Source organism: Actinotalea sp. JY-7885 (assembly GCF_014525465.1).
In the GTDB taxonomy this organism is placed as follows: Bacteria; Actinomycetota; Actinomycetes; order Actinomycetales; family Cellulomonadaceae; genus Actinotalea.
In genome coordinates, this window is sequence record NZ_JACEXH010000053.1 from 1 (window position 1) to 19,084 (window position 19,084).

General features: G+C 74.1%; 19 protein-coding genes. 8 read left to right on the top strand and 11 right to left on the bottom strand.

The window, feature by feature from the left end; translation table 11 throughout:
* Positions 1-220 precede the first annotated feature (220 nt).
* The 4 genes from IDM29_RS06880 to IDM29_RS06895 form a co-directional block, all read right to left on the bottom strand.
* Positions 221-1,699 carry an FGGY-family carbohydrate kinase gene (locus IDM29_RS06880; protein WP_182111392.1) on the bottom strand — a complete coding sequence of 493 codons (1,479 nt, stop codon included), beginning with the start codon at positions 1,697-1,699 and terminating at the stop codon, positions 221-223.
* The gene (locus tag IDM29_RS06885) at positions 1,696-2,709 is read right to left on the bottom strand and encodes a zinc-binding dehydrogenase (RefSeq protein ID WP_182111391.1); all 1,014 of its coding nucleotides are present in this window, start codon (positions 2,707-2,709) and stop codon (positions 1,696-1,698) included. Before IDM29_RS06885 ends, IDM29_RS06880 begins: the two co-directional genes overlap by 4 nt.
* Positions 2,710-2,834: 125 nt before the next feature.
* Positions 2,835-3,488 (bottom strand): response regulator transcription factor, encoded by a 654-nt coding sequence (locus IDM29_RS06890; RefSeq protein ID WP_220457940.1) that lies wholly within the window; start codon positions 3,486-3,488, stop codon positions 2,835-2,837.
* Entirely contained in the window at positions 3,485-4,864 is a 1,380-nt protein-coding gene (locus IDM29_RS06895) for a sensor histidine kinase (protein ID WP_182111390.1), read from the bottom strand. Before IDM29_RS06895 ends, IDM29_RS06890 begins: the two co-directional genes overlap by 4 nt.
* 169 nt (positions 4,865-5,033) lie before the next feature.
* On the opposite strand from IDM29_RS06895, the gene IDM29_RS06900 reads away from it, so the two are divergent.
* Complete coding sequence (locus IDM29_RS06900; protein ID WP_182111389.1) at positions 5,034-5,813, top strand: DUF4352 domain-containing protein; 780 nt, start codon at positions 5,034-5,036, stop codon at positions 5,811-5,813.
* 62 nt (positions 5,814-5,875) lie between these two features.
* On the opposite strand, the gene IDM29_RS06905 is transcribed toward IDM29_RS06900, so the two are convergent.
* A complete protein-coding gene (locus IDM29_RS06905; protein ID WP_182111388.1) occupies positions 5,876-6,364 on the bottom strand; it encodes a hypothetical protein in 489 nt (162 codons plus the stop codon).
* Positions 6,365-6,764: 400 nt separating this feature from the next.
* Here IDM29_RS06905 and IDM29_RS06910 point away from each other — a divergent pair, with 400 nt between their 5' ends.
* From IDM29_RS06910 to IDM29_RS06925, 4 genes are all read left to right on the top strand, one after another.
* On the top strand, positions 6,765-7,331 hold the full coding sequence (locus tag IDM29_RS06910) for a hypothetical protein (protein ID WP_182111387.1): 567 nt from the start codon (positions 6,765-6,767) through the stop codon (positions 7,329-7,331).
* A 94-nt stretch (positions 7,332-7,425) separates the two neighbouring features.
* Positions 7,426-7,665, top strand: a complete 240-nt coding sequence (locus tag IDM29_RS06915) for a hypothetical protein (protein WP_182111386.1) — start codon at positions 7,426-7,428, stop codon at positions 7,663-7,665.
* On the top strand, positions 7,649-8,602 hold the full coding sequence (locus IDM29_RS06920) for an alpha/beta hydrolase (RefSeq protein ID WP_188037349.1): 954 nt from the start codon (positions 7,649-7,651) through the stop codon (positions 8,600-8,602). The genes IDM29_RS06915 and IDM29_RS06920 overlap by 17 nt, the downstream gene beginning before the upstream one ends.
* Positions 8,603-8,622: 20 nt before the next feature.
* Complete coding sequence (locus IDM29_RS06925; protein WP_188037350.1) at positions 8,623-9,168, top strand: hypothetical protein; 546 nt, start codon at positions 8,623-8,625, stop codon at positions 9,166-9,168.
* A gap of 789 nt (positions 9,169-9,957) precedes the next feature.
* Here IDM29_RS06925 and glnA read toward each other — a convergent pair.
* Complete coding sequence (gene glnA, locus IDM29_RS06930) at positions 9,958-11,382, bottom strand: type I glutamate--ammonia ligase (protein WP_182111383.1); 1,425 nt, start codon at positions 11,380-11,382, stop codon at positions 9,958-9,960.
* A 228-nt stretch (positions 11,383-11,610) separates the two neighbouring features.
* Between glnA and IDM29_RS06935 the strand changes: the two genes are divergently transcribed.
* On the top strand, positions 11,611-12,111 hold the full coding sequence (locus IDM29_RS06935; RefSeq protein ID WP_188037351.1) for an RDD family protein: 501 nt from the start codon (positions 11,611-11,613) through the stop codon (positions 12,109-12,111).
* A 10-nt stretch (positions 12,112-12,121) separates the two neighbouring features.
* Here the strand turns inward: IDM29_RS06935 and IDM29_RS06940 are convergent, their stop codons facing one another.
* From IDM29_RS06940 to IDM29_RS06960, 5 genes are read right to left on the bottom strand one after another with little or no spacing between them, the layout of a single operon-like run.
* Complete coding sequence (locus IDM29_RS06940) at positions 12,122-12,751, bottom strand: bifunctional 2-polyprenyl-6-hydroxyphenol methylase/3-demethylubiquinol 3-O-methyltransferase UbiG (protein ID WP_182111381.1); 630 nt, start codon at positions 12,749-12,751, stop codon at positions 12,122-12,124.
* A 32-nt stretch (positions 12,752-12,783) separates the two neighbouring features.
* Positions 12,784-13,509, bottom strand: a complete 726-nt coding sequence (locus tag IDM29_RS06945; RefSeq protein ID WP_182111380.1) for a DUF4191 domain-containing protein — start codon at positions 13,507-13,509, stop codon at positions 12,784-12,786.
* Positions 13,510-13,525: 16 nt separating this feature from the next.
* On the bottom strand, positions 13,526-14,527 hold the full coding sequence (lipA, locus tag IDM29_RS06950; RefSeq protein WP_182111379.1) for a lipoyl synthase: 1,002 nt from the start codon (positions 14,525-14,527) through the stop codon (positions 13,526-13,528).
* A gap of 4 nt (positions 14,528-14,531) precedes the next feature.
* Positions 14,532-15,212 (bottom strand): lipoyl(octanoyl) transferase LipB, encoded by a 681-nt coding sequence (lipB, locus tag IDM29_RS06955; protein WP_182111378.1) that lies wholly within the window; start codon positions 15,210-15,212, stop codon positions 14,532-14,534.
* Between the two features lie 9 nt (positions 15,213-15,221).
* Positions 15,222-15,833 carry a MarR family winged helix-turn-helix transcriptional regulator gene (locus IDM29_RS06960; RefSeq protein WP_255491542.1) on the bottom strand — a complete coding sequence of 204 codons (612 nt, stop codon included), beginning with the start codon at positions 15,831-15,833 and terminating at the stop codon, positions 15,222-15,224.
* Positions 15,834-15,905: 72 nt separating this feature from the next.
* On the opposite strand from IDM29_RS06960, the gene IDM29_RS06965 reads away from it, so the two are divergent.
* Positions 15,906-18,137, top strand: a complete 2,232-nt coding sequence (locus tag IDM29_RS06965) for an MMPL family transporter (RefSeq protein WP_182111377.1) — start codon at positions 15,906-15,908, stop codon at positions 18,135-18,137.
* On the top strand, positions 18,077-19,084 hold a 1,008-nt coding region (locus IDM29_RS06970), incomplete at its 3' end, for a Gfo/Idh/MocA family protein (protein ID WP_188037352.1). The genes IDM29_RS06965 and IDM29_RS06970, both read left to right, overlap by 61 nt.

Below are 19,084 nucleotides of genomic sequence, written 5' to 3' on the forward strand. Positions count from 1 at the left end.
GCCGGTGCGCGGTGGTGCCGGGCTCGCGGGCTCGCCGCTGCGCGCGGCCGTGTCGCGGAGCGCGCCCACCCCGAGGCCCGGGGCCCCCAGCGCGCGGCCGGTGAGGTCCGTCATGACCGCTCCTTCGTCGACGTCGGTGTCCACCTCGACATCGGCGCGCCGCGGGCCGGGCTTGACCACCCGGACGGGTGGTTCGCCGCGCCCCCTCGACCCCGGCGGCTCAGCCGGCGTCGTGCTCGCGCAGGTCCGCGAGCTCGGCGAAGACGTCGCGCAGCGCGGGGTAGAGACGGGACTGCGCGGCGAACAGCCGTGCGTAGACGTCGGCGGTGCGGGGGTCGGGCACGACGTCGTGGCCGTCCGGGAGGTGGACGTCGGGCGCGCCGCCCGCCAGGTGGCCGCGGGCCAGCGCCGCCGCGCCGGCCGCGCTGATCTCGCCGGCCGAGCAGACGCGCACCGTGCGCCCCGTGACGTCGGCGACCACCTGGACCCACAGCGGGCTCCGGGCGCCGCCGCCGACGGCGCGGACGACGTCGACCCGGTGCCCGGTCGCCGCCTCGAGGCGGTCGAGGTGCAGGCGCAGCTCGAACGCGACGCCCTCGAGGATCGACCGGTACAGGTGCGCGGGGGTGTGACGCCCGTGCCACCCGACGACCGCGCCGCGCGCGAGCGGGTCCCAGTGGGGCGTCTGGGCGGCGTTCCAGTAGGGGAGCGTCAGCAACCCCTCCGCGCCGGGCGGCAGGGCGGCGGCCGCGGCCTCGAGCGCGTCGCCGGGGGTCCCGCCGCCGAACTGCTCGCGGCACCACGAGGCGACGTAGGCGGCCGCGTTGAGCACCGTCTCGAGGGTCCACGTCCCCGGCACCATCCCGGCCAGGGTCCGGAACGCCGGGTCCCACCGGTACTCGGGCGAGGTGACCCCCAGCACCATGGAGGTGCCCAGGTTGAGGTAGGCGACGCCGTCCTGCGCCGCCCCCAGCGCCAGGCCGGCGGCCTGACCGTCACCGAGCCCGGCCACGAGCGGGAGGGGACCGGGCAGGCCCAGCTCGCCGGCCGCCCCCGCGGTGAGCAGACCCAGCACCTCGCCGTCGGGGACCAGCTCGGGGAGCTGGGCGGCGCGCACGCCGGCCAGCGCCAGCAGCTCCGGCGACCACTCGTGCGTGCGCAGGTCGAGCAGCCCGAGCGTGTCGGCCGACGCCGCGCTCGTCGCCCACCGGCCCGTGAGCTGCAGGCACAGGTAGGCCTGGACGTCGCCGACGCGCGCGGCGTCGCGCAGGACGGCCGGCTCGTGCCGGCTCAGCCAGGCGAGCTTGTAGATCGCGGGGGTGGTGTCCGGCGGCTTGCCCGACACGTCGTGGACACGGTCCGTGCCCAGCGCGGCGATCTCGGCGTGCGCGCGTGCGTCGAGCCAGAGGATCGCGGGCCGCAGGGCGGCACCCGTCTCGTCCAGGCACGCGAACGACTCGCGCTGGTGCGTCACGCACACGGCTCCGACGGCGGCCGGGTCGGGGAGCGCCGCGATCGCCTCCCGCGCGGCGTCGCGCGTGGCGTCCCACCACCGGGCCGGGTCCTGCTCGTGCCATCCCGGGCGAGGGCTGCTCGTGGTGATCGGACGGGAGGCGCTCGCGACCACCCGCCCGTCGGCGTCCTCCACGACGGCCTTGGCGGCGGTGGTCGAGCAGTCGACCGCCAGGACGAGCGTCATCGGCCCGGCGCGACGACGACCTTGAGGCCCTCGCGCGCGTGCGCCGCCCGGAACGCGTCGGCGGCGCGCCCGAGCGGGTAGGTGTCGCTCACGAGCGAGGCGACGTCGACCCGGCCGGACGTCACGAGCGCGATCGTCCGCGGGTACATCTCCTTCATGCGGCGCGACAGCTTCAGCGTCAGTCCCTTGCGGCGCGCGGCCGACGCCGGGAAGCAGGTCGAGTCCGCGTCGGGGATGCCCGCCAGCACGACCGTCGCCCCCGGGCCTGCGGCGTGCACGGCGAGCGCCACGGCGTCGTCGTTGCCCGCGATCTCGAGCACGACGTCGCCCCCGCGTCCGGCGGTGGCGTCGGCGAGCGCATCGAGGACTCCCGGGTGCGAGGGGTCCAGGACGACGTCGGCGCCCAGGCGCGCCGCCGCCTCGCGACGGTGCGCGAGCGGCTCGACGGCGACGACCCGCTCGGCGCCGGCCAGCCGCGCCAGCTGCAGGGCGCACAGCCCGATCGGTCCGCACCCCACGACGACCACCGTCGCGCCCAGCCGCGCCCCGCCGAGGTCGACGGCGTGCAGGGCGACCCCCAGGGGCTCGAGCATCGCCGCGTCGGCGTCGCTGAGCTCGTCGGGGACGGTGTGCAGCAGCTCGGTGGGCCACGCCATGAGCTCACGCAGCCCGCCGTCGTTGCGCCCGTGCCCGGCGAAGCGGACGGTGGGGCACAGGTTCCGGTTCCCGGCCAGGCACTGCTCGCAGCGCCCGCACGGGTCCGCGGGGTCCAGCGCGACGCGACGCCCGTGGTGCGGGCCGCCCTCGACGACGCCGGCGAGCTCGTGCCCGAGCACGAGCGGCTCCGACAGGGTGGCGTCGCCGATGCCGCCGTCGGCGAACCAGTGCAGGTCCGAGCCGCACAGCCCGACGGCGGTGACCCGCACGAGGCTCTCGCCCTCGCCCGGCACCGGCTCGTCGACCTCGTCGATCCGCAGGTCGCCGACGCCGTGCAGACGTGCTGCCCTCATCCTGGGTCCTCTCGTGTGGTCGACCCTCGTGCGCCTGGAGCCTACCGACCCAGGGGCGCGCGCTCACCGGGGTGCGCGGCAACACTGCCCGGTGGACGCGGCCTCGGCGGCGGCGGCTCGGCACGTCAGCCGGGCGTCAGGCCGGCACGGTCGACCAGGGTCGCGAGCTGCACCCGGTTCTCGAGCCCGAGCTTGGTCATCGCGCGGTTGAGGTGGGTCTTGACCGTGGCCTCGCTGCAGAACGTCCGTGCGGCGATGGCGGCGTTGGACAGGCCGGCGGCCGCCGCCGTGGCGATCTCCTGCTCGCGGTCGGTGAGGGCGCCTAGCCGGGCAAGCGCCTCGGACCGGCGACGAGCGCCGACGTCGGCCGTCACGTGGTCGACGACGGCGCGCGAGGCGCGGTCCGAGAGCCGGCTGCCGCCCGCCGCCACCACGCGCACGGCGTCAGCGATCTGCTCGGGTGCCGAGTCCTTGGCGAGGTAGCCGCGCGCCCCGGCGTGCACCGCGGCCAGCACGACGTCCTGGGCGTCGAAGGACGTCAGCGCGATGACCGCCGGCGGCTCCGGAAGCCGCTGCAGCGCCGCGGTCGCCTCGACCCCGGACATCCGCGCCATGCGCAGGTCCATGAGCACGACGTCCGGGTGGTGCGCCTGCACCGCAGCCACGACCTCGTCGCCGTCCGCCGCCTGCCCGACGACCGCGAGGTCCTGCTGCTCGAGGATCGTCTGCAGGAGCGTGCGCACGAGCGGGTCGTCTTCGACGAGCAGCACCCTGATCACGCCTGGATCGTAGGGTCCGCCTCCGACACGGGCGCGGCCGACGGCCAGGGCAGGTGCGCCGTGACGACCCAGGCGTCGCCCTGCGGGCCGGCCTCGACCGTGCCCCCCACGGTCGAGGCGCGCTCGCGCATGCCCACCAGGCCGGTGCCGGATCCGGGTGCCTGGGACGGTGCCTGGCCCGGGCTCATGCCGTTGCGCACCCGGACGTGGACGCCGTCACCCGGCGCCGCCCGCAGGTCGAGGTCCACGCGTGCGTGCGGCGCGTGCTTGAGCGCGTTGGTCAGGCTCTCCTGGACGATCCGGTAGACCGCGCGGGTCAGCGCGGCCGGCGCCCGCACGCCGTCCGTGACGAAGACCGTCGCGGCGATGTCGGCTCCGCCGTCGCGCGCCGAGGCGACCAGGTCGGCGAGGTCGGCCAGCGAGCGCCCGGGCATCGGGCCTGCCGTGAGCGGCACCTGGGCGTCGCGCAGGACCGCGATGAGGTCGCGCATCTCCTCCAGGGCCTGGTGTGCCGAGGAGCGCATCGACCGGGCCGCGTCCTGGACCTGCTCGCCGTCGGCGGTGAGCTCGAGAGCGGAGGCGCGCAAGGAGACGATCGAGAGGTGGTGGGCCACGGTGTCGTGCAGCTCGCGGGCGATGAGGTCCCGCTCGTCCTGGCGGGTCAGCTCGGTGGTGAGCTCCGCGCGCAGCTCCTGCACGGCGTGCGCCTGCTCCCGCTCCGCCCGGACCGCCGTGGTCGCGACGTGCCGCGAGCGGCGCACCAGCCCCGTGCCCACCGAGACGGCGAGGAGCAGGAGGCCCAGGACCGCGTAGCCGCTACCGGGCAAGGTCTGCACCTGGCCCGTCACGGGGTCGGCGGCCGAGAAGACGGCGTCGTGCGGCCGACGGGCCGCGTCGCGTGCGAGCGCCACGGCGGTCGCGGCGGCGGCGAGCGCGCCGCACCACCAGGCGGCGCGCGCCGACCGGAACGCGATCACCCGCGGGAGGACGACGAGCACGGCCAGGGCGTCGAGCGGCAGGAGGACGGCGGCGGCGCCGGTCACCACGGTCACCGCCACGGGGTGGCGTCGGCGCAGCGGGAGGCTCGCGCACGCCAGCACGCCGCCGAGCCACGCGAGGACGAGCAGCCCTTGCGGCGGCGCGCCCGCCCTGCCGTCGGCGTGCTGCGACGCGAACGCGACGGCGCCGGTCATCGAGAACACGCACACCAGCACGAGCGCGGCGTCCCCGACGCGGCGCAGCAGCAGGCGGTGACCGGTGAGCCGGCCCGGGGCCGGCACCGTCGCGGCTGCCGCCGGGATGCGGTGCGAGGGTGCTCGCCCGAGCAGCGCGCGCGGCCGGGCCGTCGTCGGTACCGCCGGTGGGGGACTGGCCATGGTCGGGACGGTAGGCCGCACCACCGACACGCCGCGTCCATCGAAGGGCCAGCCGGTGCGAGCCGGTCGGACGACGTGCCGGCCCCGTGGCCCCGGGGACAGTCGGTGCCGGCGCCCGGGACCGTGGCGCCGAGCCGACGCCCGAGATCGTCCCGACCAGGAGGCCCCCATGTCCGAGCCCCAGCACCCGTTCCCGCACCCGCCGCAGCCGGGCGCCGCGCAGCCGCCCCAGGGACCGCACGGGGGCCAGCCCTATGGTGTGCCGGGCGAGCCCCACGCGGCGCCTGGCCACTCCTACGTGGCGCCCGGGCAGCAGTCCCCGGCGCCGGGCGAGCGTCGCAGCTGGTTCGCCCGGCACAAGGTGCTCAGCACGCTCGGCGTCCTCGTCGTCCTGGGGATCGGAGCGTCAGCCCTCGGTGGGGGTGACGGCGACGCCCCGGCGGGTGCAGCCCCGACGCAGCCCGCGGACGCGCCGCTCGCGGAGGACGTCCAGGACGCGCAGGACGAGGCCACGCAGGACGAGGCCACGCAGGACGAGGCCGCCGCCGAGGCGCTCCCGGGCGTCGGCGCGACGGTCGCGGACGGGAAGTTCGAGTTCGTCGTCACCCAGGTCGAGGTGGGGGTGACGCGGGTCGGGGACGACATGTTCGGCCAGGAGGCTCAGGGCCAGTTCGTGCTCGTCCACCTCACGGTGACGAACATCGGCGACCAGGCGCAGTACTTCGACGGGTCGTCCCAGAAGGCGCTCGACGCCCAGGGGCGGACGTTCTCGGCCGACACCGGAGCGGCCATCTACCTCGGTGACGCCAACAGCTTCCTCAACCAGATCAACCCCGGGAACCAGGTCCAGGGCCTCGTGGTGTTCGACGTGCCGGTGGACGCCACCCTGACCCAGCTGGAGCTGCACGACTCCCCGTTCTCGGGCGGGGTCACGGTCGCCCTCGCGTGACCGGTGGTCACCGGCGGTCGCTCCCCGGGGCGAGCGGTCGCCGGTGGCCGCGAAGCCGTCGCTCAGCTCGCGTCCCGGCGCAGCTCCTCGCCGAGCCGGCGCAGGTCCCCGTCGAGCGTGTCGAACGCGCTCCGCACGTCGTCGGACACCTCCTCGCGCGCGTCCGCGATCTCATCCGTCGCGTCGTCGACCGCGTCCAGGGCCGCGTCGCGCACGGACCGGTCCGTGCTCTCCCGCGCGGACTCCGCGCGGTCGAGCGCCGCCTGGGCCTCGTCGAGCGCCTCCTCCGCCTCCCGGCGCACCTCGGTCCCGGCGTCCTGGACGCTCGCGCGCAGGTCGTCGATCTGGGTCTGCAGGTCGTCGAGGTCGACCGCCTCGGCGCTCTCGCTGCCGCCGGACTCATCGCCGCCGCTGCTGCCCCCGCCGTCCTCCGACGCGGAGCTCGTGGCGGCCGGGCGGTCGTCGTCCGGGTCGTCGTCCGGGTCGTCGGCGGCGCAGCCGGTGAGCGCCAGCGCTCCGGCGAGCGAGAGTGCGGCGACGGTCCTGCGCATGAGTGCCCCCTACGGCTCGTGCTGGTCCGTCCAGTCTCCGCCGCACCGCCTCACCCTGCGCGGCGAGCCGACGACAACAGGCAGGCCCCGGCACGGCCACACCAGGCGCCTCCTCGAGACGGTTGGGGCGTGGGAGCATCCTGCGCAGGGGGTGGCTGGTGGACACTTCGGGTGGCGCGGTTCGAGCCGCAGCTGTGCATCGCGGGGAAGCGAGGGCGCAGCGTCCTGGGGCTCGGGCGACGGGCGCCCTGGACGGTCCCCGTCGGCAGCTCCCAGGCGGCGTCGTCGCCGAGAGGCAGGGCTCAGGCCGCCCGCAAGAGCACGTCCACGCGGACGGGCGGTTCACGTCGGCAGTGATCATGGACGACCCCCACGTCGTCGCGCCCACGATGGACGTGCGGTGACGCAGCGCGCGACGGTGTCGGTCCCCGGCGTGGTGCTGCGGGCCGTCCTGGTCCTCGCGGTGGCCACCGGATGTTCCAGGGAGTCGCAGGTCGGGACGCAGTCCGATGAGATCCGCGAGCACGTGTTCACCACGGGCCGGCAGGCCGCGGCGCACATGGAGCGTGAGTACGCCGAGCTCGGTGTGAGCGTCGTGCACTTCCCCGAGCAGGACCGGTGGACGGACTGCGGGGAGGACCTCGCTGCGGACACCGAGGTCCCGGACGCGATCCAGTGGCTCACGACGTGGCAGTTCACGTTCGACACGCGCCGGGAGACGGCCTCTCTGATCGACGAGATCGGTGCGGTGTACGTCGCGGACGGCTGGGAACAGGGCGAGGACTCGGGCTCCGGGACCGGCCGATTGGTCACCTTCCGCCGGGACGGGTACGTGATGCTGTGGGGAGGGGACAGGGCGGTCGACCCGGACCGCGCGACCTTGTTGGGCCTGACCGTCGCAGGGCCGTGCGCGCCTGCTCCGCAGGACATCCGCGAGTGGACACCCGAGCCCGAGCCCGCACCTTGAGCAAGCCTGAGCAACGACGTCAAGGCTGCAGGCGCCGCGCAGGCAGTAGCCGTTCTCGCGACGGCTGCATTGAGCTCGGCTACCCTCACGCGATATGTCAGCAGTGACCCGAGATGTCGTCCGCGCCCTGGCTTCAGGCCTGGTCATCGGCCTGATCATCGTCGGCGTCTCCCACCTCCAGCACCGGGTCACGCCGCAGGTCGTGTGGTGCGCCGCCGCGGTGGCTGTGGCCGCAGCCGTCGTCAACTTCGTGCGGGCGCGCAGAAAGGCCACCAGTGAGCTGGAAGGCTCTGATCGGGGACATCGCCCTGGCGAGAATGCGCCGGGACGCTGAGGTCCCCGAGATCTACCCGCTGACGATCCCGCACGTCGCGGCGAGCGACCAGCAGCTGGCGGCAGCCGAGGAGCGCCTGGGCCACGCCCTCGACCCGCTCCATCGACAGCTGCTCACGTTCGCCAACGGACGGTCGCAGATGTTCGTCCACACCGACCTGCACTCAGCCGGCGAGCTCGGCGGTCGGGGAATCTGGTCCCTGCTCGGTGGCACCGGCACCAACGAGACGAAGATGCCCGGCCAGTACGACCGGGCGATGACGTTCGTCGAGGCGGCCGAACCGCGCGGAAGCCTGGCGGTCATCACCTACCTCGGCGGCCCCATGCCGCAGAGCATCACCGCCGACGCGCCCCACTCGCACTACGCACTCGACCAGGCCGGAGCGCTGCGGGACTTCGTCGCTGGCGTCGAACGGCCCGAGGGTGTCCCGCTCACGGTCGTCGGTCACTCCTACGGCGGGTCGGTCGTCGGTGCGGCCGAAGCTGCGGGGATGGTCGCCGACCGCATCCTGCACGTGGAGTCCGCTGGCGCGGGGCCGAACGTGTTCAATGTGCAGGACAATGCCGACCCGTCGACCCCGCGGTACTCCATGACGGCGCCAGGGGACGCGATCGGCGCCACCCAGGGCCTGCAGGCCGGTCCGTTCGGTCACGGCGCCGACCCCGACCTGCTCGACGGTGTCGTGCGCCTGGAGACCGGCCGCATCGACGCGGACGACCCGAACAGCGGCATCGTGCAGGGCTTGGCCTCCCACAGTGCGGTGTTCAACCGCGGGACGACAGCGTGGGAGAACGTCCTGGCGGTGATGACCGGTGGCGAGGCGACGATGTACACCGAGCCCGACATGCACATGTCCGCCGGCAGGCACCCGGTGGCCGTGCCGCACTACCCGATGTCCGACCCGGACTTCGTACCGCCGACGGTGCAGGTCCAGTGATGCATCGAGCGGGCGCGCGCTTGGCAGCGGGGATAAGCGCGCTGCTCCTGGCGGCGCTGACGGGCTGCGGCCCCGGAGAGGCGGAGATCGTGACCCAGTCCGACGACACCCGCGACGTCGTGTTCTCCACCGCGGCCGAGGTCGCAGCGAGCATCGAGCGCGACTACGCCGACGCTGGCGTGTCGGTCGTGCACTTCCCGGACGTCGAGGACCGGTGGTCGCAGTGCTCCGACGACCTCGTCGCCGACACCGAGGTCCCGACCGCCATCCAGTGGTCCTCGCACTGGTGGTTCGACTTCGACCCTCGCCGCGAGACCGCGTCGCTGATCGAGGAGGTCGCTGCGCCGTACGTCGCCGACGGGTGGGAGCCGGGCCGCGAGCTGCTCTCCGACGGAGGAGGTCGGTCCGTCGCCTTCCACAAGAACGGGTACGTGATGCGGTTGGGTGGGATGCTCGAAGCCGACCCCGACCGGGTGTCCTCCTTCGGCCTGACCGTTACAGGGCCGTGCATCCCCGCGCCGCAGGACATCCGCGAGTGGACCGCCGCGGGCACGCCGGCGCCGTGACCGCTTGGCCGACCGCTTGAACATGTCGCATCGTCGACCCCGCCACCCGCACGCGCCGACGGGGCGCCACCGCCCGCGCACCGTGGTAGGCGAAGCGTCCCGTGTCCGTCTGGATCCCTCGCCATTCGCGTGTCTGCTCAGCCCTGGTGTTCGGTGGCGCTGGCCGGACCCGCTTGCGACGGAGGGGGACTGCCTTGCCCGACTGCACTGATGCGGACCGGCAGGGATACCGCCAAGCCGCCGTACCGGCCCCGGGAGGTGCGAACCAGAAGCATCGTGTCCGGCAACGATGTCGGCCGTTGAGTCCGGAAGCGCCGGCAGGATGGCGGTCGTCGGGTCGCGCCAGGTCAGGTCAGGAACGCCGGAAGGTCGTGGCCGCCGTGGATGAGGCAGCGGTCCAGGCCGTGGTTGAACGCCTCGCAGGACGTCTCCGGGACGTACACGCAGTGGTGGCACGCGCCGGGGCTGGTGCCGCGGGTCCGAGGCCCCCGTCTGTGCGCCGAGCGACGCTGAAGGCCTGGGCGATGTGGCCCACGGTCCAGAACGGGGAGGTCAGGTCGTGCTCGTCGGAGCACGTTGTGGTTGTCATGACGAGACCGGTCCGGGACCAGCCTGTCGCGTCAATCACCGCACGCACGAGGCCCCCGGTGCGGCAGCATCCCCGTGCGGGGGAGTGCCGGACCGGGGGCCCGTATGGGACGACCTCATGGGCGAGCGTCCCGTCGACGCGAGGCGCGCCGCTGTTCGTGCAGGTCAGCGGACTGCGGCCGCCGCATGACGGCCCGCAGCTCAGACGTCGAAGTACAGCTCGAACTCGTGCGGGTGCGGACGCTGGCGGATCGGGTCGATCTCGTGCGTGCGCTTGTAGTCGATCCACGTCTCGATGAGGTCGGGCGTGAAGACGTTGCCCTCGGTCAGGAAGTCGTGGTCGGCCTCGAGCGCGTCGAGCGCCTCCTCGAGCGAGGCGGGGAGCTGCTCGATCTGGGAGTGCTCCTCGGGCGGCAGCTCGTAGAGGTCCTTGTCGACCGGCTCCGGCGGCTCGATCTTGTTCTTGATGCCGTCGAGGCCCGCCATGAGCATGGCGGCGAACGCGAGGTACGGGTTCGACGACGGGTCGGGCACGCGGAACTCGATGCGCTTGGCCTTGGGGTTCGACCCCGTGACCGGGATGCGCACGCACGCGGAGCGGTTGCGTGCGGAGTAGACGAGGTTGACCGGTGCCTCGAAGCCGGGCACCAGGCGGTGGTAGCTGTTGACCGTGGGGTTGGTCAGCGCCACCAGGGCGGGCGCGTGCTTGAGCAGGCCGCCGATGTACCAGCGCGCCATGTCGGACAGGCCGCCGTAGCCCTTCTCGTCGTAGAAGAGCGGCTCGCCGTTCTTCCACAGCGACTGGTGGCAGTGCATGCCCGAGCCGTTGTCCCCGTAGAGCGGCTTCGGCATGAACGTCACGGTCCGGCCGTTGCGGTGCACGACGTTCTTGACGACGTACTTGAAGAGCATCACCTTGTCCGCCGACGCCGCGAGGGAGTCGAAGCGGTAGTTGATCTCCGCCTGGCCGGCGGTGCCGACCTCGTGGTGCGACCGCTCGACCTGCAGGCCCAGCTTGTCGAGCTCGAGGCAGATCTCGTCGCGCAGGTCGGCGAAGTGGTCGACGGGGGAGACGGGGAAGTAGCCGCCCTTGTAGGGGGTCTTGTGGCCGAGGTTCCCGCCGTCCTCCTTGCGGCCGGTGTTCCACGCCGCCTCGATGGAGTCGATGTGGTAGTAGCTCTCGGACTGGCTCGTGTGGAACCGGATGTCGTCGAAGATGTAGAACTCCGCCTCGGGGGCGAAGAACGCGGTGTCGGCGATGCCCGTGGACCGCAGGTAGGCCTCGGCCTTCGCGGCGACCTGGCGCGGGTCGCGGCTGTACGGCTCGTCCGTGTACGGGTCGACGATCGACATGTTGACGTTCAGCGTCTTCTCGACGCGGAACGGGTCGAGGTACGCCGTCGAGATGTCGGCGAGCAGCTTCATGTCCGACTCGTGGATGGCCTGGAAGCCGCGGATCGAGGAGCCGTCGAACATCTGGCCCTCGGTGAAGAACGCCGTGTCGACCGTCGAGGCCGGGACGTTGAAGTGCTGCATCACGCCAGGCAGGTCGCAGAAGCGGACGTCGACGAACTTGACGTCCTCCTCCTTGATGAAGGCAATGACCTCATCGGCCGAACTGAACATCCGGTGCTCTCCTTGGTCTCGCGCCTCGCGCGATCGGACGTCACGGGGGTACGTGCTCGTGGCGTGCTGCGGGTCGAACGTCGGTCCCGACCGTAGACCGGGGCGGTTTCCCCTCGGTGTACCACGTGTTTCCGCCGCGTTACCTGGGAGGCGGGTCGCGGCCCCGGACGCCGCGAGCCGCGCCGGGAGCGGGACCGCGTGCCCGAGCGCCTGTCCTACGCTCGTAGCGTGGCACCACGACGGGAAGACCTCGGTTCCTGGCTCGAGGGTACGCCGGGCAGCCCGGCGTCCGACGGCGGGTCGCGGCTCGGCCTCCCGGCCGAGGGCCCGGGCTCGCAGGCGTCCGTCCTGCGCCGCCTCGTCGGCCTGTGCATCGACTGGGGCGTCGCGCTCGCGGTCGCGGCCCTGCTCTTCCCGGACCCGTCGAGCGAGCTGCCGGGGATCCTGGCGGCGGACTCCACGGCCACGCTCGCGGTCTTCGCGGTCTCGATGATCCTGCTCGTGGCGACGCTCGGCTCGACGATCGGCCACCGGGTCGCCGGGCTGCGGGTCGTGCGCCTGGCCGACGTGCGGACCGGCACGCAGCGCGCTGCTCTCGCCGGCCCGGGCCTCGTGCCGGCGCTCGTGCGCACGGTGCTGCTGTGCCTGGTCATCCCCGCCGTGATCTGGGACGGCGACGGTCGCGGCATGCACGACGTCGCCGCGGGCACGGTCATCGTCCGCCGCTGACGTCGGGCGCTCAGGCGGGGGAGCGCCACACCAGCGTGTACCGCCAGTAGAGGCCGAGGCGCACCACCGCCCCGGGCAGCAGCTCACGCGCCGCCTCCCGCACCTCGCCGTAGGTGGTGGTCGCGTCGGCGAGCGGGACGTCGGCGTTCCAGCCGGCCCGGCGCGCGTGGGCCCACCGTGTCGCGACCATGCCGAGGGCGCCGACCGCCCAGTCGAGCGGCGCGGACGGGTTCGACAGGCCGACCACCACGAGCGCCCCACCGGGCGCCACGAGGCCGCGCAGCCGGGCGATCCCGTCGCGCAGCGGCAGGTGGTGCAGCGTGGCGACGCACGTGACGAGGTCGAACGGCCCGCCGAGGTCGGCGGTCATCGCGTCGCCGGTGACGTAGCGCAGCAGCGGCGAGTCGGCCTGGGCGCGCGCCCGGTCCACGACGACGGGGGAGGCGTCGACCCCCACGACCTCGCGCGTCGCGGCGCCCGCCAGCCGCCGCGTCAGCAGGCCCTCACCGCAGCCGACGTCGAGCACCCGGCCCCACGGCGGCGGCGCCGCCCGCGGGATGCGCCGGTGGTAGTGCGTGTTGTGGTTCCAGAACGGGTCGCGCGACGGCGCGGGCAGGGCGGTGATCGGCGTCGTCGTCACGCCGCCATCGAAGCAGCCGCGTCAAGGACCGGTCAGCGGCCGCGCATGCCCTTGCGGTCGGGGCGGGCGCGGTAGGGGTCGATGCCCTTGGGGACCGGCAGGCGCGGGCCGCCGAGGGCGCGCAGGCGCTTGGTGATCTCCGCGACCTCCTGCTTGGTCAGCGTCCCCTTGAGCTTCTGCACCGTCTTGGCGAGCTTGGGCAGCGGGACCTGGCCCTCGCCGTTGCCGGACTGGATCAGGATCACGGGCACGTTGGGCAGGATGCGCGTGATCTTGCGCTTCTCGGCCTCGAGGAGCTTGCTCTGGCGGCCGCCCGGGCCCTCGCCCACGAGGACGACACCGGCGCGGCCGATGCCCCGGAACACCAGGTCCTGGGTGCGCGGGTCCACGGCGGCGGGCTCCTCGGGGAAGTCCCAGCCCCGGCGGATGGTGCGCAGGGCCGACAGGCTCGCGCCCGGCTGCCCCTCGAGGCGCCGGTAGGCGGCCTTCTCGGCGCGGCGCGCGAGGATGAACATGCCCGCGAGCACGGCGAACGGCACGCCGACGACCAGCGCGTAGATCGGGTGACCCGTCACCTGGCCGAGCACGACCGCGATCGCCACCACGGCCGCGAAGGCGCCGAGGACCCACCACGTCACCGCCGGGTCCGCCTGGCGGGTCATCGTGTACGCCTGCCAGACCTGGTGGTACCAGCGGGTCTTCTTCACCTTGGGAGCCTTGGCCTCCGGGGAGGACTCGCTCGAGCGCTGACGGGCCATGGTCGCGAGTCTAGTGTCAGCGGGCGAGCAGGCTCGACGCCTCCTGGCGGGACGCGCGCTGCTCGGCGAGGTGCGCGAGCCCCGCGGGGATCGTGTCGCCGCGGCGGGTCATGGCCTGGGCCCACAGGCGCCCGGCCCGGTAGGAGGAGCGCACGAGCGGCCCGGACATGACGCCGGCGAAGCCGATCCGCTCCGCCTCGTCGGAGAGCGCGACGAACTCCTCCGGGCGCACCCACCGGTCGACGGGGTGGTGGCGCACGGACGGGCGCAGGTACTGCGTGATCGTGACCAGGTCGCAGCCCGCGTCGTGCAGGTCCTGCAGCGCGGCGGCCGCCTCCTCGTACGTCTCGCCCATGCCGAGGATGAGGTTGGACTTGGTGACCAGCCCGGCCGTGCGGGCCTGCGTGAGCACCGACAGCGACCGGTCGTAGCGGAAGCCGGGACGGATCTGCTTGAAGATCCGGGGCACCGTCTCGAGGTTGTGCGCGAGCACCTCGGGCCGGGAGGAGAAGACCTCGGCGAGCAGCTCGGGCACCGCGTTGAAGTCGGGGATCAGCAGCTCGACGCCCGTGCCGGGGTTGAGCGCGTGGATCTGGCGGACGGTCTCCGCGTAGAGCCAGGCGCCGCCGTCGGGCAGGTCGTCGCGGGCCACGCCCGTGACGGTCGAGTAGCGCAGGCCCATGGCCTGGACGGACTCGGCCACGCGGCGCGGCTCGTCGGCGTCGAAGTCAGCGGGCTTGCCCGTGTCGATCTGGCAGAAGTCGCACCGTCGCGTGCACTGGTCGCCGCCGATGAGGAACGTGGCCTCGCGGTCCTCCCAGCACTCGAAGATGTTGGGGCACCCCGCCTCCTCGCACACCGTGTGCAGGCCCTCGCGCTTCACCAGGCCCTTGAGCTCGGTGTACTCCGGGCCCATCGTCGCCCGGGTCCTGATCCACTCGGGCTTCTTCTCGATCGGCGTGGCAGCGTTGCGGGCCTCGACCCGCAGCATCCTGCGTCCCTCGGGTGCGATCGTCACGTGATCACCCTACGGCAGTCGTCCCACGACGTCCGGGGCGGGCGGACGTCACGGTGCCCAGCGCCCGCTCCAGGTGGCCCACGAGCAGCGGCGTCACCTCGGGGATCGTCACGCGGCGCCCGGTCTCGGCGCTCAGGGTGGTCACGTCGGCGTCGTCGATGCCGCACGGCACGATCCGCCCGAACGAGGCGAGGTCGGCGTCGCAGTTGAGCGCGAGCCCGTGCATCGTCACGCCGCGCGCCACGCGCACGCCGATCGCGGCCACCTTGCGGTCGCGCCGGCCCCGATCGTCGGCGGGGAACCAGACGCCGGACCGGCCGTCGACGCGCACCGCGGCCAGCCCGAGGTCCGCGCACGTGTCGATGACGGCCTGCTCGAGCGCCCGCACGTAGGCGACGACGTCGACCGGCTCGGCGAGCCGGACCACCGGGTAGGCGACGAGCTGGCCGGGCCCGTGCCAGGTGATGCGCCCGCCGCGGTCGACGTCGACCACCGGCGTGCCGTCGACGGGCCGGTCCCACGACGCGGTGCGCCGGCCGGCGGTGTAGACGCTCTCGTGCTCGACCAGCAGGAGCGTGTCGGGCGCCGCGCCGTCCGCGACCTCGGCGTGCACGGCGCGCTGGCGGTCCCACGCCTCGTGGTAGTCGACCAGGCGCCGGCCCAGGTCCAGGCTCACGACGTCCATGGAGCGACGCTACCCGGCGTCCGACGGCGCCGGCGGCGTCCGGCACGCGTCGTCGGACGTGCCGTCGGGTGCCTCGTCCGGGACCTCGCCCGGCGGCACGTCCCAGGCCCGGGGGTGCCCGGCCATCATCACGGCGAGGATCTCGCGCAGCTGCCCGACCTGCTCCGCGCTCAGGCCGCGGACGCTCAGCTCCTCGGCGAAGCGCGGGTCACCGGCCTCCTGCAGCGCGCGGAAGCCCTCCTCGGTCAGGGCGACGTCGTTGCGGCGGCGGTCGTTCGCGTGCGTGCGGCGCTCGATGTACCCGGTGCGGTCGAGGCGGGCGATGATCCGGCTCATCGTCTGCTCGGTGACCCCGGAGCCCGCGGCCAGCTCACGCTGGGACCGGGGGCCGGCGGCCAGCAGGAACAGCACCGGCAGGGAGGCGTGGTTGAGGTCCCACGCCGCCAGGTGGGCGTTCCAGTCGCGCTCGATGCGCCGCGCCACCGCGGAGATGAGGCGGCCGGTGGGCCACCGGTGGGTAGGGATCGGCTGCCCGGGGGCGGGTGCACCGTCGCCCCAGGCCTGCTGGGTGGCGGCGCTGCGGAGGTCCTCCGGTGCGCCGTCCACGGTCCGAGAGGTCACTGCCGACCCTTCTGGTTCAACCTACGGCGGTTCAACTTGTCGCCCAGGCTAGTCAGGTCAACAATACTCAGCATGCTGAGTAAAAGCGGCCGGTGGGCCGGAGTCGTCCGGGGGATCGGGATCCTCGCCGTCATCCTCGTCTGGTTGGGCGTGGCGGGCCTGGGCGGCATGTCCATCGGCAGCCTCTCGGACGTCCAGGAGAACGACGTCGCATCGTTCCTGCCGGAGGGGGCCGAGTCCACCGAGGCCGCCGCCGCCGCCGAGGGGTTCAGCGAGGAGGCCGTGCTGCCCGCGCTGGTCGTCGTGCGCGGGGACGGGGCGCTGACACCGGAGCAGCTGGCCGACGTCCAGGCGTTCGCCGAGGAGATCCCGGGGATCGAGCTCGAGGACGACACGACGATCGAGGACCTGCTCGTGGCGCCGCCGTTCGCCATCCCGTCGGAGGACGGCGAGGCCGCGCTGGTCACCGTCGTGCTCGACGCGGACGCGGCCAACGAGCAGATCGGCGAGGAGCGGGCCGTCAACCTCGTGGTCACCGAGCTGCGCGCCGCGGTCGACGAGACGCTCGAAGCCGACGGGCTCCAGGCGTGGGTCACCGGCCCCGCCGGTGCCATCGCCGACCTCGTCGCGGCCTTCGGCGGCATCGACGGGCTGCTCCTCGTCGTCGCCCTCGCCGTCGTCTTCGTCATCCTCGTCCTCGTCTACCGCTCGCCGTCCCTGCCGTTCACCGTCCTGTTCACGTCCCTGTTCGGCCTGTGCGCGGCCGCGCTCGTCGTCTACGAGCTCGCCGCCGCCGACGTGCTCGTCCTCAACGGTCAGAGCCAGGGGATCCTGTTCATCCTCGTGGTCGGCGCCGCCACGGACTACTCGCTCCTCCTGGTGGCGCGCTATCGCGAGGAGCTGCGTCGCATCGAGTCGCCGTTCACCGCGATGCGCCGCGCGATCCGCGGCTCCATCGAGCCGATCGCCGCGAGCGCGGGCACCGTGATCGCCGGCCTCCTGTGCCTGCTCCTGTCCGACCTGCGCTCCAACCAGAGCCTGGGCCCGGTGGCCGCCATCGGCATCGCGGCGGCGTTCCTGGCCTCGATGACGCTGCTGCCCGCCCTGCTGCTCCTGGCCGGTCGCCGCTCGCGCTTCATCTTCTGGCCGCGCGTCCCGCACGTGGAGGCGGACGCCGCGGACGGCGGCGCCGAGTCGCTCGAGCACCTCGAGGCACGCTCCGGCGTGTGGGGCCGGATCTCCGGCCTGATCGGCCGCCACCCGCGCCGCGTCTGGCTCACGACGGCTGTCGCGCTCGCGGTCGCGTGCCTGTGGGTGCCGACGTTCGAGGCGGAGGGCACCGGCGACACCGACGTCTTCCTCACCGAGGTCGAGTCCGTCGCGGGCGAGGAGTACCTGGCCGAGCACTTCGACGCCGGCCAGGTGCAGCCCGTCACCGTCGTGGTGGACGAGGCGGACCTCGACGCCGTCCTGGACGCGGTCGGCGACGTCGACGGCGTCGCCGCCGCGGCACCGGTCACCGAGGGCGGTGGCGGCGGACGTCCGGCCGACCCCTCCGCCCCGCCCGTGGTCGTCGACGGCCGCGTGCTCGTCGAGGTCGTCACCGAGGCGTCGTCCGAGAGCCAGGAGGCGACGCTCGTCGTCGAGGACATCCGCGAGGCCGCCCACGAGGCCTCGCCCGGGACGCTCGTCGGCGGTGCCGCCGCGGAGCGGCTGGACACGCAGGTGACGAGCGCGCGGGACCTGCGGGTCATCGTGCCGACGATCCTCGCGGTCATCCTGGTGGTGCTGATCCTCCTGCTGCGCGCGTTCGTGGCGCCCGTCGTGCTGATCCTGGCGAACCTGCTGTCCTTCGGGGCGACGATCGGCATCGCGGCGCTCGTGTTCAACCACGTGCTCGACATGCCGGGCGCGGACGCCTCGGTGCCGCTGTACGCGTTCGTGTTCCTGGTCGCGCTCGGGATCGACTACTCGATCTTCCTCATGACCCGGGTGCGGGAGGAGTCGCTCGTGCACGGGACCCGCGAGGGGGTGCGGCGCGGCCTGACGGTCACCGGTGGCGTCATCACGAGCGCCGGGATCGTGCTCGCCGCGACCTTCGGGGCGCTCGCCGTGCTGCCGCTGCTCTTCCTGGTCCAGCTCGCGTTCCTCGTCGCGCTCGGCGTCCTCATCGACGCCCTGGTCGTCCGGACGCTGCTCGTGCCCGGTGTGATCCACGAGCTCGGTGCGGCATCGTGGTGGCCATGGCAGAGGAAGATCGGGGCCCGCGAGACGGCCGGCAGCCGGGAACGCGTGTCGGTCTGATCGGGTACGGGGACGCCGGGCGCGGGATCCACGCCCGGCTGCTCCGCGAGGCGGGGCACCGCGTGACGGACGTCGTCACGCGGGACCCCGGCCGGGTCCGTGCCGCGAGGCAGGACTGGCCGGGCGTGCGCGTCCACGGCGACGTCGACGCGCTGCTCGCCGCGCCCGACCTGGACGTCGTGGTCGTCGCGTCGCCGACCGGCCGCCACCTCGAGCACGCGGGTGCCGCGCTGGAGGCGGGCGTGCCCACGGTGGTCGACAAGCCGCTGGCCCTCGACCGGGAGGGCGCCCAGCACCTGGTCGACCTCGCCGAGGCCCGCGCCGGTCGCCTGACCGTGTTCCAGAACCGGCGGTGGGACGGCGAGCAGCTCACGCTGCGCCGCCTGCTCGACGACGGCGCCCTCGGCACGGTCCACCGCTTCGAGCGCCGCTGGGAGCGGTGGCGGCCCGTGCCCAAGGACCGCTGGAAGGAGAACGCGGTCGGCGACGGCGGCGGGCTGCTGCTCGACCTCGGGTCCCACCTCGTCGACTCGGCGACCCAGCTCTTCGGCCCGGTCGAGGCGGTGCGCGGCGAGCTCCGCGCCCTGACCACCCCCACCGAGGACGACGTGTTCCTGGCGCTGAGCCACGCGTCCGGCACGGTCAGCCACCTGTGGGCGGGCGGCCTGGTGGGTGCGCCGGGCCCCCGCACGCGCGTCCTGGGCTCGGCCGGCGCCTTCCTCGTGACGTCGTTCGAGGGGGAGCCGACGCCGTTCGCCGCGCTCGACCCGGGCGACGGCATGGCGGGGTGGCTCGTGCACGGCGACGAGACCCGCCCCGTGCCGCGGGCCCCGGGGGGACACGCGGACTTCTACCGCGCCGTGGCCGCGTGGCTCGCGGGCGGCCCGGTGCCCGTGGACCCGCGCGACGCCGTCCGGACGGCGGCGGTGCTCGACGCCGCGCGCGTG